The organism is Nocardiopsis moroccensis, from assembly GCF_055763695.1.
Map to the genome: position 1 here is coordinate 4098511 of NZ_CP199747.1, position 12263 is coordinate 4110773.

Below are 12263 nucleotides of genomic sequence, written 5' to 3' on the forward strand. Positions count from 1 at the left end.
AGGTCAGGCCTCCAGGTCGTCGGCGACCACGCGCAGCACGGCGGCGACCCTGGCCGCCTCGCGCTTGTCGGGGTGGCGCCCGCGCCGGTAACCGTTGGAGAGGTTCTCCAGGAGTTTGATGAGGTCCTCGGTGATGAGCTCCATCTCGTCGGGCTTCTTGCGCCGTGCCCTGGCCACCGAGTGCTGCGTCTCCAGAAGCTGCACCTGGAGCGCCTGGGCGCCCTTGCGCCCCTCCGCCACGCCGAACTCGACCCGCTGGCCGGGCTTCAGCGAGGCGGTTCCGGGCGGCAGCGAGGTGGAGTGCACGAAGACCTCGCCTCCGTCGTCCCGGGTGAGAAAGCCGAAACCCTTGTCGTCGTCGTACCACTTGACCTTGCCGGTGGGCACGTAGAGACCTCATGCTTTCACTGACGGGCCGCGGGAACAGCGGAAACGGTGCCGTCCACCCTTTCCTCCGCCCCGGGCGGCCCCTGGTTTCCATGGGTGCGCACCAGGTTAGTCCCCGAGGGCTCGTCAACGCGAGAGGGTATTGGCGGGGCCGTTTTCCCGCGCTTGCGCTCGTGCCCGCGCTTTCCCGCGTCCGCACCGCGAACACGCGGAACGGGGCCCGGATACGGCTCACCCGGGCCCCGTGGCTTCGGCATCGCCCCCGCCCCGCTGGGCGCGGAGAAACGGGACGGAACTCGGCGGAGCCGGGGACGCTGCCCACGGGCCGGTGTCCGGGCTGGCGGCCGGACCACCCGACGCGGCCGCCGCGAAGCGAAAGCGGCGGTGTACCGATATGACTACCCGAAGCAACCACTGGGGACGCCCGGTAACGGGCCGACCGGAAAGGTTATTCCTCAGGGTTTGCCAAGCGATGACGGTCCGGGCTGTCTCCGTCCGCACGCTCCGCCGCCCGGGCCGCGCGGGCGGCCTTCGGGAAGAGGTAGAGCACACACGCCAGTGAGGCGAGCCCCAGCCCGACGACACCGGTGGCGGGCAGGGCCTGCTGGATGTACTGGTCGACGAACTGCGCCTCTCCCTCCCACAGGGCCGTCCCGACGACGCAGGCCGCCAGGGGCACACCCGCGCCGATCCACTTGTCCCGGGCGCCCCACACCTGGCTGAGCACGATCAGGACGGCGCCGAGCACCCACAGGAAGGCGACGTCCCACCACACCCCGGCCAGGACGAGCACGGCCAGGGCCACGGCTTCGGCGGGGTGGTGCCTCAGGATCAGGCGGTAGTTGCGGACCGCCCCGGTCCTGCGGGCGGTCCGTCCGCCCATCCGCTGGTCGGTCTGGCCGGGGCCCTCCAGCAGGGCCAGGAAGCCCTGGCTGGGGCCGCCCCGCCAGGGCGGCGGCGGCCGGTCGGCGTGCCGGGGTTTGGGCGGGATCATCTCGTCGTCCTCGAGGTCGAGCTCCCGGCCGGTGAGCTCCTCCCGCACGAGGTGTTCGGGGGAGCCGAAGCCGCGGAGGATCCGCCGCACGGTGTCGACCTCGTCGTTCTCGGCCGCCTGACGGCGCTCGTCGATACGCGCGCGCAGGCCCCTCAGGTAGGCGGTCCGTTCCCTGGGTGTCAAACGACCGTGCAGCGCGAGTCCGACCTCGGAGAGGTAGTCGAGTACCAATTGTTCCGAGCGCTGGGTCATGGACCCATATTGGCCCACAATGACCTGCCTTTTAACCCCTCTTTCCCAATTTCGGACGGAGGCTTCTCCCCTGATACGGCTCAGGCCGCCGCCAAAGGTGGTGAACGGGGGACCGAAGGGGAGCGGGTACGAGCCGTGGAGCGCCATCGCTTAGCGTTGACCCGATGACCGACAACGCACGACCCGGGCCCGGCCGGAGCAGCGACGACCCCGACGGCGGCCCGCCGGGGCGTCCCCCCACGTTCACCTCCTGGCTGCGCTCCCGCTCCGACGGCGAGCTCACCGCCCTGCTGACCGCCCGACCCGACCTGGCCCAACCGGTACCCGCCGACATCGGCGCCCTGGCCCACCGCGCGACCTCGCGCAACGCGGCGCTGCGCGCCCTGGAGCGTCTGGACCGGTTCACCCTCCAGGTCCTGGAGTCCGTGGTCGCCCTCGGGGACGACCGGCTGTCCGAGCCGGTGGGGGCGCAGCCCGCCGAGATCGCCCATGGGCTCGGCCTGACCCCCTCCGGCACCGCGGGGAAGGAGCCGCTGGACGAGGCGCTGGACACCCTGCTCCGCCTCGCCCTGGTCTGGCCGGACCACGGCCGCCTGCGCCCCGTCCAGGTGCTGCGTGAACTCCTGCCCCACCCCGCGCAGCTGGGTCCCCCCGCCCGGGCCCTGCTGGCGGCGCTGCCGCACGGAACCGTCAAACGGCTGGCCGACGACCTGGTACCGCACAGCACCGCCACCACACCCGTGGAAACCGTCGCCACCGCTCTCTCCGACCCCGATCGGGTCGCCGCCCTCGTCGGCCAGGTCGGAGCTCCCGCACGTCGCCTGCTGGACAACCTCGCCTGGGGGCCGCCCAACGGCACCGTCTCCGACGCCCGCCGGGAGGTCGGCCTGGCCACGGCCACCTCGCCGGTGGAGGAGCTCATCGCCCGCGGCCTGCTCGTAGCCACCGGGGACGACACCCTGACACTGCCCCGCGAGGTCGGCCTGCACCTGCGCGCGGGGGTGCTCTTCCAGGAAGTCAGCACCGCCCCGCCCGCCTTCGAGGGACGCCGGGTCCCCCCGGAGGCCGTCGCCCGAGCCGCGGCCGGACAGGCCTTCACCGTGCTGCGCGCCGTGGAGGAGCTCCTGGAGCGCTGGTCCCAGGAGCCCGCCGCCGTCCTGCGCAACGGCGGTCTGGGCGTGCGCGACCTGCGCCGCGCCGCCCAGGCGATGGACACCGACGAGGACACGGCCGCCCTCTACCTGGAGGTCCTGCGGGCCGCCGGGCTCATCGGCACCGACAACCGGGTGACGGGCGAGTGGCTGCCGACCCGTGAGTACGACCTGTGGCGGGAGCGCTCACCGGAGCACCGCTGGCTGCGGCTGGCCCTGGCCTGGCTGGATTCGGACCGGGTCGCCTCGCTGACCGGTTCGCGTGACGCGGGCGGGAGGGTACGCAACGTACTCGGCCCCGGCCTGGTGCGCCCGGCCGCGCCCCGGGCACGCCTCGACGTCCTCACCGAGATGGCCGAGGCCGAGCCGGGCCTGGCCCCGGAGGAAGGGTCGTTGGCCGCCCGGCTGGCCTGGCGGCGCCCCCGCCGCCAGTCCCCCGTGCACACCGAACTGGCGGGGGCCGCAGTGACCGAGGCCGCCGCTCTCGGGCTGACCGGCAGGGGAGCGCTCGCCGAGCACACGCGCCCCCTGCTCACCGCGGAAGGTGCCGCCGCCGGGACGGACGCCGCCGCCGAGGTCCTGGCCGCCGAACTGCCGCAGCCCCTGGACCACATCCTCGTCCAGGGCGACCTGACCGCCGTGGCACCGGGCCCGCTCGTCACCGGGCTCGCCCGCGAACTCGCCCTGGTCGCCGACGTGGAGTCCACCGGCGGCGCCACCGTGTACCGCTTCACCGAGGAGTCGGTCCGCCGTGCACTGGACGCCGGGCGCGGGGTCTCCGACATCACCGGGCTGCTGGAACGCCATTCGCGCACCCCGCTGCCGCAGGCACTGCGTTACCTGGTCTCGGACGTGGGACGCAGGCACGGGAGGCTGCGCACCGGCTCGGCCGGCAGCTACCTGCGCTGCGACGAACCCGCGCTGTTGGCGGAGCTGGTCGCGGACCGCCGGGCCAAGGACCTGGAACTGCTGCTCCTCGCCCCGACCGTGGTGGTCAGCGGGTTGAACCGGGCAGCCCTGACCGAACGCCTCCGGCAGCTGGGCTACCACCCGGTGCCCGAGAGCGGTGACGGAACCATGCGGCTGAGCCGGCCCGAGATCCGCCGGGCCGAACCCGAGCCCGCCGTGCCCGAGGAGGGCGGCCGGGCCCCGGAGCTGGCCCGGGCCGCGGTGCGCGCGTTGCGGGCCGGCGACGAGGCCGCGAACGTCGCCCGGATCCCGGTGTCCCTGCCGGAGGGTGGGACGGCGGGCTCCCGCGCCAACGCGGTCATGGAGGTACTGGCCGACGCGGCCGACGGCGGGCGCCGGGTGTGGATCGGCTACACCGACACCGACGGGCGCCAGGTCAGCCGGATCGTGGAACCCGCCCGGGTGGACGGCGGTTTCCTGACCGCCTACGACACCACCCGCGACGCGGTGCACCGGTTCGCGATCCATCGCGTCACCGGTGTGGCCGAACTCGGGGACGGCGGCTGAACGCGGAAGTCGAACGCGGAGCCGGTGTCCGGTGGCCGCCCGGCCCGCGCTGCCCGCAAGGCCCCCAGGCTCTAGAGTGACCTCAGATCGGTTGGCCCCCGGACGCCGGAGGAAGATTCGGATGAGCGACGCATCTCTGCCCCCTGGAGCCTCCTCCCCCCGGGACCGGGGGCTGGAGGACCGGGCCCCGGAAGGCAGGGACAGGGCGCCCGAGCGGGAGCGCGACGACGACCGGCGGGACGCCGCTCCCACGGGCTCGACCGGCGGGGCCCACAGTTCGACCATGGCGCTGATCCTGCACGCGGTCACGGCCCTGTGCTGCGCCAACTGGATCTTCGGCATCGCGGGGATCACCTTCGCGGTGCGGGCCGCGCACGCCCGTGACCGGGGCCGCCCGGAACAGGCCGAGGTCCTCACCCGGTACTCCTGGTACTGCCTGGGTGCGGCGGCGGTGATGTTCTTCGTGATGGTGGTGTTGACCTTCGTGGTGTTCACCCAGGCGGGGAACTGGATCCAGCAGATCGTCCCCGTGGTCAACTTCTGACCCCTTTTTGGTGAACAAGTACGACCCCGTCCGCGTCCCCACCGAGTGGGACGGGTATGCGAACTGAAAGGGTGGCTGTCCCGAGGGCGGACGCCCCGCAGAGCACAGCATCGGAAGACGGCCAGGTGAGGGGACACGACCAGCGGTGAACGGTGACCGGAGCGACCCCAGGGCCTTCTGGGAGCGGAGCGGGACCTCCGTTCCCGGTACCGGACCGCCCACGGGCGCTCCCCCGGCCGGCGCCCCGGCGGCCCCCGCACAACCAGCCCGCCCCGCACCGGCCGGATACCCGGCCGGGCCCGCGTACCCGGCCGCCGCACCGCCGCCCTCGTTCCAGCAGGGCCCGGCGCCCTCGGGCCCGCCGCCCCGCGTGGGCGGGGCAGTCGCGGCCCTGGTCGTGGCGGTGTGCACCCTGGCGATCCCGGTCCTGGGTGTTTCCCTGGGGCTGTGGTTCTTCGTCCTGACCGCCAACGTCCCCGGCATCGTGCTGGGGATCCTGGCCCTGGTCCGGATCCCCGACACCGCCGCGGTGGAGAGGTACATCCGGTACACCTGGGCGTGCACGTTCGCCTACACCGCCCTCGCGGTGGTCTTCCTCGTCCCGGTGATCGCCCTCGCGGTGCTGTTCCTTCTCATCGGTGCCTGACCGTCCCCGACCCCCCACGGGCAGCCCGGAGGGCGCCCGCACACGGAAGCAGCCTCATGAGCGAGCACTGGCAGAACGGACCCCCGAGCCAACCCCCCGGACCTCCGTACGACCCGTCATACGGGTACGAGGGCTCCGCCGGCGGGTACACAGCCCCGGGCAGCCACGGAACCGGTGGCTACGGCGGCTACGGCGCCCCCGCCGGACACGGCGGTCCGCCACCCGGCCCCGCCCCGTACCCCCACGGCACGCCCCCGCCGAGCCGGACCAGCGCGGTCGTCGCCCTGGTGGTGTCCATCATCCTGGCGGTCGCGTGCCTCAACCCGTTCGCCATCGGCGGCCTGGCCTTCGCCGCCGTCTCCCTGGACGAGGTCCGGGACCACGACCGGGCGGCACGCCACGCACGGTACGCCTGGTACACCACCGGGGCGGGTTCCGTGCTCATGGTGCTGTTCCTCGTCCTCCTCGTCGCGTGGCTGATCGGCCTCTCCTGACCCCCGGTCCGGGTCGTCGCGGGCCCGGGGACGGTCAGGAGGCCGGGGTCGCGGGCATGATCGGAGGGCCTTCGGTGTTGCACCTGGGGCCGCCCCCGTCTCCGCACATGTTGGAAGGTCCCGCGTGTCCTGCCTGATCGTCCAGTCCGACAAGACGCTCCTGCTAGAGATCGACCACGAACTCGCTCCGGAGTGCCGGCGTTCCATCGCCCCGTTCGCCGAACTCGAACGCGCACCCGAACACGTGCACACCTACCGGATCACCCCGCTGGCGCTGTGGAACGCCCGTGCCGCCGGACACGACGCCGAGCAGGTCGTGGACGCGCTCATTCGCTTCTCCAAGTTCCCCGTGCCGCACTCGCTGCTCGTGGACATCGCCGAGACGATGGACCGCTACGGACGGCTCAGGCTGGTCGGCGACCCGGTGCACGGCCTGGTGCTGGAGTCATCGGACCGCGCCGTCCTGGAGGAGGTCGTCCGGGCCAGGAAACTCAAGGGGATGCTGGGCGACCGGCTGGCCGAGGACTCGGTCGCGGTGCACCCCAGCGAGCGCGGGAACCTCAAGCAGGCCCTGCTGAAAATCGGCTGGCCCGCCGAGGACCTGGCCGGGTACGTCGACGGTGAGGCCCACCAGATCGACCTGGCCGACGGTGACTGGGAGCTGCGCGGTTACCAGCGGGAGGCCGCCGAGAGCTTCCACGCGGGCGGCTCCGGTGTGGTCGTGCTGCCCTGCGGCGCGGGGAAGACGATCGTCGGAGCGGCCGCGATGGCGATGACCGGGGCGACGACGCTGATCCTGGTGACCAACACGGTGTCGGTGCACCAGTGGAAGTCCGAGCTGCTCAGGCGGACGTCGCTGACCGAGGACGAGATCGGTGAGTACTCGGGCACCCGCAAGGAGATCAGGCCGGTCACCATCGCGACCTACCAGGTGATGGCGGCCCGGCGGAAGGGCGTGTACACGCACCTGGAGCTGTTCGACGCCAAGGACTGGGGGCTGGTCGTCTACGACGAGGTGCACCTGCTGCCCGCGCCGATCTTCCGGATGACCGCGGACCTCCAGGCGCGCCGCCGCCTGGGCCTGACCGCGACGCTGGTGCGCGAGGACGGCAGGGAGGGCGACGTGTTCTCGCTGATCGGACCGAAGCGCTACGACGCCCCATGGAAGGACATGGAGAACCAGGGATGGATCGCCCCGGCGGACTGCGTGGAGGTCCGGGTGGACCTGTCGGAGTCCGAACGGCTGGCGTACGCGACCGCCGAGCCCGAGGACAAGTACCGGTTCTGCGCCTCCTCGGAGACGAAGACGACCGTGGTCCGCAAGATCGTGGAACGCCACCCGCAGGAGCAGGTCCTGGTGATCGGCTCCTACATCGACCAGCTCGACGAACTCGGCGAGCGGCTGGGCGCTCCGGTGATCAAGGGCGAGACCCGCAACAAGGAGCGCGAGCGGCTGTTCGACGCCTTCCGCTCGGGGGAGCTGCGCACCCTGGTGGTGTCCAAGGTCGCGAACTTCTCGATCGACCTTCCCGAGGCCGGGGTGGCGATCCAGGTGTCCGGCTCCTTCGGCTCCCGCCAGGAGGAGGCCCAGCGTCTGGGACGTGTGCTTCGCCCCAAGTCCGACGGCCGCACCGCCCGTTTCTACGCGGTGGTCGCCCGGGACACCCTGGACCAGGAGTACGCCACCCACCGGCAGCGGTTCCTGGCCGAGCAGGGCTACGCGTACCGGATCGCCGACGCGGGCGATCTCCTCGCCGGCGAGGAGATCTGAGCGGGCTCAGAAGGAGGGCATGACCCCGATGGCGTAGGTTCCGGCGGCGATGCCCCAGGCGATGAGGGAGTAGCTGAGGGTCCGGGTGCGCAGCATCCGGTCCCCCCGCACGGAGGGCGCGGCGAAGGCGGCCACCAGCAGCACGAAGCCGAGCAGCGCGGGGATCACCGAGGCCAGCGCAAACAGCTGGGACTGGGCGGCGCACGCGGCGTAACCGGAACTGCCGGGATCACCACAGAACACGTCGTCCCCCGATCGGATCGTTCATGCGGTCGTACTCCCCTGACCGTACCGTTTCGGCGGGGCCGGATCGCCGCTGACTCCGGCCGGATCCCGCCCCGGTCCGTGGGGATCCCGCCCCGGCCCGGGCGGATCGGGGCGGCCCGCATGCGGGCCGGCAGTGACCCGGGACACCTCCAGGGGTTTACACGAAAGCCTTCCGTGTCCAATCATGAGTGCAGTGCACCCCCCACGGAGGTACTCCTCATGACGCAAGCCCCGGCCCCCGCGCACCGCAGCGGCTTCCACTCACTCCGCGGCGGCGGCCTGAACTGGGACTCCCTCCCGCTCAAGCTGTTCGTCAAGGGCAACGCCAGATTCTGGAACCCGGTCGACATCGACCTCAGCCGGGACGCCGAGGACTGGGAGCGGCTCGATGGGGAGGCCAGGACCCGCATCCTGCGACTGTGCGCCTTCTTCGTGGCGGGCGAGGAGGCGGTCACCGAGGACCTCCAGCCCTTCCTGCGGGCCATGGCCGCGGAGGGCCGCCTGGGCGACGAGATGTACCTGACCCAGTTCGCCTTCGAGGAGGCCAAACACGTCCAGGCCTTCCGGCTGTGGCTGGACGCCATCGGCGTCCGGGACGACCTGCACGGCTTCGTGGACGCCAACCCCGCCTACCGCGCCCTGTTCTACGAGGAGCTCCCCGGATCGCTGGAGGCCCTCCTGGACGACCCCGGCCCCCGGAACCAGGTACGCGCCTCGGTCACCTACAACCACATCATCGAGGGCTCGCTCGCGCTGACCGGCTACTACGCCTGGAACCACGTGTGCACCGTGCGCGACATCTTCCCCGGCATGCGCGAGATCATCCGCAGGATCGGCGACGACGAGCGCCGCCACATGGCCTGGGGCACCTTCACCTGCCGCCGCCACGTGGCCGCCGACGACGGCAACTGGGACGTGGTGAGCGAACGCCTCAACGAACTGCTCCCGCACGTGATGGAGACCGTGGAACGCGGCGACACCCCCTCCGGGGACCCCGCCCTCCAGCGCTACGAACTCCCCCCGGGCGAACTCCTGGAGTACGCGAGCAACCGCGCCCTGCGCCGTCTCGGCGCCATCGAGTCCGCGCGCGGGGTACCGCTGGCCCGGATCGACCTGGACGCCTCCCCGGAGGAGTTGGAGGAGCAGTTCGGCGCCGAGGACCGCGCCGCCATGGCCGAACTGGAGACCTGACCCGGCGCTGCCCGGAGGAGGCGGCCCGCCCGGGTCGCGCCTCCTAGGGCGTGTCCTCGGAGTGCCATAGCTCGCGCCGGCCCCTCTCCGCCTCCAACGCGATCCGGCCGAACGGCTCGGTACGCCACTCGCCGCCCCTGCGGTGGTTGGCGTAGAGCACCTCGCCCTCCCGGGAGAGCACGTACACCGAGTCCGCCAGGTGGTGGGTCTCCAGGAACTCGACGGTGTTCGGCACCCCCAGGTAGAAGCGATCGTGGTGGATCTCCGGCAGCCAGCGGCCGAACCCCTGGTCGCGGGTGGCCCGCTCGTACCGGTCGAAGATGGAGAACCGGCTGTTGGAGGTGTGGGTGGCCACGAAGGCGACCTCCACCCGATACCCGGCCTCCCGGAAACCCAGCACCCAGGAGGCCGCCCAGTCCGCGCGGCCCAACGGGTGGCTGCACACCACGTCGAACCGGCCCTGGCGGACGTACTCCATCGCGTACCCGTGCAGACCGCCCACCTGCCCGGACACCGCGGTGGACGCCAGCCGGTCGTCGGCGCTCATCGCCCACTCGTAGTCGGGCGAGAGCCGCAGCAGGTCGTCCCCGTCGTAACTGACCGTCCCCTCCGGCAGGACCGGCAGGAGGAGCCGTTGGAGAGTGGACTTCCCGGAGCCGGGCTGCCCGCCGAGGAGCAGCAGGCGGGGGCGCTCACGCGGGGCCCCGGTGAGCCGCTCGCGCAGGGCCAGCTCGAAGAGCTCGGCCAGGTCGCCCTCGTCGAGCTCACGCCCCAGGACGTCCGGACCGGCCCCGACCGGCGGGCGCACCGGGTCGGCGCGCAGCTCGGCGACCACGCCGGGAAGCTCGCTGTTGGCCCGGGCGACCTCGTCGGGCGTCAGGAAGGGCAGGCGGGCCTCCTCGGCCAGCAGGAGGGCGGCGCGCTCCGCCAGCGAGGGATCCTTGTCGCGACGGCCCAGACAGGCGCCGATCGCGGCGCTGTAGAGGTTGTAGGCGCGTTCGCGCGCCTGGCGCTGCTCCGTGGTCTGGGGCGGCACACCGCCGCTGGAGCTCTCGGCGAGGAGCGGTCGGAGCCCTTCGCCGGCGCTCCCGGACGAGGGGTCGGGGCCCAGGCCCGGTTCGGTGCCGGAGGTGGAGGATGCCATGTTCGTCCGCTCTCGCCGTGGCCCGGCCGTGGGCGCGGGGCCGTACGTGTACGCAACCGCTTACCCGGAAAGGTTAGTGTCTCGGGTCACCGTCGGTCAGCGGTTCGCCTCCACCCGCCGCGTCCTAAAGTGGCCACATGTCCTCGAACTCTCCCGCGCCCTCCCCCGCCGCCCGCACCGCCGACGGCGGCCCCGCCGTCATCGAGGCCCTGGCCTGGGTTCACGTCCGGGACGGCCGCCTGTTGTGCGTGCGTCCCGAGGGCAAGGACCTGCTGTACGTGCCGGGCGGCAAGCGCGAGCCGGGCGAGAGCGACGAGGAGGCGGTGACCCGCGAGACCCTGGAGGAGGTCAGCGTGGCCCTGCGGCCCGGCACCTTCCACCGGGTGGCGGTCATCGACCAGGAGGCGCACGCCCAGGCCCCCGGGACCCGGGTGCGGCTGCTCTGCTACGGGGCCGAGCACGACGGGGAGATCGTGCCCGACAACGAGATCCTGGAGACCGTGTGGATCTCCTACGCCGAACGGGGCCTGTGCGCCCCGGCGGTGCGGGACCTGGTCGAAGTCCTGCACGAACGGGGCGAGCTGCCCCGGTAGCGCACCGCTCCGGGAGCGGTGCCCCGGGAACCGGAGCAGCCCGTGTCCCGGGTCCACGACCCGGCTCCGGCCCTACTTCTCGGCCACCCGCGGCACCTGCTCCACCACGGCGGCCGTCAGGGACTCGACCCGCTCGTGGAGGCTCCGCGCGTCCAGGCCGGAGGGCTCCGGGGCCATCGAGTTGTCCAGGCCCACCAGGACGACGGCGTTGCCCGTCCACACCGCGCCCCGACCGCTCTCCATGACGAAGTAGCCCCCCTCCCCGGAGTCCTGGACGATCACGCTGACCACGCTCCGCTCGCCGAGCGGGGGCTCGTCCCACAGGACGTCGACGGTGGTCCCCTCCCCGAATTCGTGCTCGGTGAGCTCACCGGCCGGCACCCCGTCGAACAGTTCGGCGTCGGGCGTACCGTACTGCTGGAACCGCAGGTCCAGCCTCTTCTCGTCCTCCCGGTCGGAGAGCAGGACCGTGACGGCCAACTTCGCGCCCTCGTGGGACGCGGAGCACCGCAGCTCCCCGTGGAGTCCCAGGTCGTCGGTGTCCTCGGTGTCGAACCCGCCCGTGACCTCGGGGGTGGCGCCGTCGAAGGCCTCCTGCAGGACCTCCTCTCCGACCACCTCCGAGCAGTCGTCCGGCAGCGAGACGAGATCACGCCCGGAGTCCACCCACAGCAGGGCGCCACCGACGGCCGCCACCAGCGCCAGGGATCCCGCGACGGCGCCGACGACCAGCCCCCGGCGCCCCTTCGGCGCCGCCGCCCCCGGAGCGGGCGGGCCTCCCCCGCTCCACGGGCCGTGGGGCTGACCCGGCTCCGACGGAAAGGGGCCTTGCGGTTGGTTAGGGGTCTGTCCCATCGGGATACCTCGTGGCATGAGTCGTCAGATCGGGGCGATCCAGTTCTACCGGACACACGGAACAGTGGACACCGAGCCCTCGCGGGAGTGGGCGCGGACGCCTGGGTGCGTTCGCTGCCGGACGGCCTGGACACCCGCGTGGGGTCGGGGCAGGACCCCCTGGATCCGGCGCACGTCCAGCAGCTGGCCCTGGCCCGGGTGGTGCTGGCCGACCCGCGGGTGCTGGTGCTGGACGAGGCGACCTCGCTGATCGATCCGCGCTCCGCCCGCCGGTTGGAGCGCTCCCTGGCCGGTGTGCTCGCGGGCCGCACGGTGGTGGCCATCGCGCACCGCCTGTACACCGCCCACGACGCCGACCGGGTCGCGGTGGTGGAGGACGGCGGCGTCAGCGAGCTGGGCACCCACGGGGAACTCCTCGACCGCGGGGGTTCCTACGCCGGACTGTGGCACGCCTGGCACGGCGAGGACTGAACGCGTCCCGCGGCCGGGGATCGAGAG

At 72.7% G+C, this 12263-nt stretch carries 12 protein-coding genes and 1 pseudogene; 8 read left to right on the forward strand and 5 right to left on the reverse strand.

The genetic code is table 11. The annotated features are described in order from the left end of the window. Positions 1 to 3: 3 nt before the first annotated feature. Both ACUKCB_RS18210 and ACUKCB_RS18215 read right to left on the reverse strand, forming a co-directional pair. Positions 4 to 387: a cold-shock protein gene (locus tag ACUKCB_RS18210; protein WP_473036807.1), complete on the reverse strand. Its 384-nt coding sequence runs from the start codon at positions 385 to 387 to the stop codon at positions 4 to 6. A 448-nt stretch (positions 388 to 835) separates the two neighbouring features. Continuing rightward, positions 836 to 1633: a hypothetical protein gene (locus ACUKCB_RS18215; protein ID WP_473036809.1), complete on the reverse strand. Its 798-nt coding sequence runs from the start codon at positions 1631 to 1633 to the stop codon at positions 836 to 838. A gap of 164 nt (positions 1634 to 1797) precedes the next feature. Here ACUKCB_RS18215 and ACUKCB_RS18220 point away from each other — a divergent pair, with 164 nt between their 5' ends. From ACUKCB_RS18220 to ACUKCB_RS18240, 5 genes are all read left to right on the forward strand, one after another. Continuing rightward, the gene (locus tag ACUKCB_RS18220; protein WP_473036810.1) at positions 1798 to 4260 is read left to right on the forward strand and encodes a helicase-associated domain-containing protein; all 2463 of its coding nucleotides are present in this window, start codon (positions 1798 to 1800) and stop codon (positions 4258 to 4260) included. 121 nt (positions 4261 to 4381) lie between these two features. Further along, positions 4382 to 4804: a hypothetical protein gene (locus ACUKCB_RS18225; protein WP_473036812.1), complete on the forward strand. Its 423-nt coding sequence runs from the start codon at positions 4382 to 4384 to the stop codon at positions 4802 to 4804. A 145-nt stretch (positions 4805 to 4949) separates the two neighbouring features. Continuing rightward, entirely contained in the window at positions 4950 to 5450 is a 501-nt protein-coding gene (locus ACUKCB_RS18230; protein WP_473036813.1) for a hypothetical protein, read from the forward strand. Between the two features lie 56 nt (positions 5451 to 5506). Continuing rightward, positions 5507 to 5944, forward strand: coding sequence for a hypothetical protein (locus ACUKCB_RS18235; RefSeq protein ID WP_473036814.1), 438 nt, complete (start codon positions 5507 to 5509; stop codon positions 5942 to 5944). A gap of 124 nt (positions 5945 to 6068) precedes the next feature. Then, entirely contained in the window at positions 6069 to 7715 is a 1647-nt protein-coding gene (locus ACUKCB_RS18240; RefSeq protein ID WP_473036815.1) for a DNA repair helicase XPB, read from the forward strand. Positions 7716 to 7721: 6 nt separating this feature from the next. Here ACUKCB_RS18240 and ACUKCB_RS18245 read toward each other — a convergent pair whose 3' ends face one another. Then, positions 7722 to 7958, reverse strand: coding sequence for a hypothetical protein (locus tag ACUKCB_RS18245; protein WP_473036816.1), 237 nt, complete (start codon positions 7956 to 7958; stop codon positions 7722 to 7724). A gap of 243 nt (positions 7959 to 8201) precedes the next feature. Between ACUKCB_RS18245 and ACUKCB_RS18250 the strand changes: the two genes are divergently transcribed. After that, positions 8202 to 9173, forward strand: coding sequence for a R2-like ligand-binding oxidase (locus ACUKCB_RS18250; RefSeq protein WP_473036817.1), 972 nt, complete (start codon positions 8202 to 8204; stop codon positions 9171 to 9173). Between the two features lie 43 nt (positions 9174 to 9216). Here the strand turns inward: ACUKCB_RS18250 and ACUKCB_RS18255 are convergent, their stop codons facing one another. Next, positions 9217 to 10317, reverse strand: a complete 1101-nt coding sequence (locus ACUKCB_RS18255) for a zeta toxin family protein (protein WP_473036818.1) — start codon at positions 10315 to 10317, stop codon at positions 9217 to 9219. A 137-nt stretch (positions 10318 to 10454) separates the two neighbouring features. On the opposite strand from ACUKCB_RS18255, the gene ACUKCB_RS18260 reads away from it, so the two are divergent. Next, positions 10455 to 10910 (forward strand): NUDIX hydrolase, encoded by a 456-nt coding sequence (locus ACUKCB_RS18260; protein ID WP_473036819.1) that lies wholly within the window; start codon positions 10455 to 10457, stop codon positions 10908 to 10910. 72 nt (positions 10911 to 10982) lie between these two features. Here the strand turns inward: ACUKCB_RS18260 and ACUKCB_RS18265 are convergent, their stop codons facing one another. Beyond that, positions 10983 to 11765: a hypothetical protein gene (locus ACUKCB_RS18265; protein ID WP_473036820.1), complete on the reverse strand. Its 783-nt coding sequence runs from the start codon at positions 11763 to 11765 to the stop codon at positions 10983 to 10985. Between the two features lie 72 nt (positions 11766 to 11837). On the opposite strand from ACUKCB_RS18265, the pseudogene ACUKCB_RS18270 reads away from it, so the two are divergent. Next, positions 11838 to 12236 (forward strand): annotated as a pseudogene (locus ACUKCB_RS18270) (ABC transporter ATP-binding protein); the annotation flags it as partial. Positions 12237 to 12263: the final 27 nt, after the last annotated feature.

Excerpts from the sequence above, each read along its gene's own strand:
- ACUKCB_RS18260 (WP_473036819.1), top strand. The coding sequence starts at position 10,455 with ATGTCCTCGAACTCTCCCGCGCCCTCCCCCGCCGCCCGCACCGCCGAC.
- ACUKCB_RS18255 (WP_473036818.1), bottom strand. The coding sequence starts at position 10,317 with ATGGCATCCTCCACCTCCGGCACCGAACCGGGCCTGGGCCCCGACCCC.
- ACUKCB_RS18265 (WP_473036820.1), bottom strand. The coding sequence starts at position 11,765 with ATGGGACAGACCCCTAACCAACCGCAAGGCCCCTTTCCGTCGGAGCCG.
- ACUKCB_RS18235 (WP_473036814.1), top strand. The coding sequence starts at position 5,507 with ATGAGCGAGCACTGGCAGAACGGACCCCCGAGCCAACCCCCCGGACCT.
- ACUKCB_RS18215 (WP_473036809.1), bottom strand. The coding sequence starts at position 1,633 with ATGACCCAGCGCTCGGAACAATTGGTACTCGACTACCTCTCCGAGGTC.
- ACUKCB_RS18220 (WP_473036810.1), top strand. The coding sequence starts at position 1,798 with ATGACCGACAACGCACGACCCGGGCCCGGCCGGAGCAGCGACGACCCC.
- ACUKCB_RS18250 (WP_473036817.1), top strand. The coding sequence starts at position 8,202 with ATGACGCAAGCCCCGGCCCCCGCGCACCGCAGCGGCTTCCACTCACTC.
- ACUKCB_RS18225 (WP_473036812.1), top strand. The coding sequence starts at position 4,382 with ATGAGCGACGCATCTCTGCCCCCTGGAGCCTCCTCCCCCCGGGACCGG.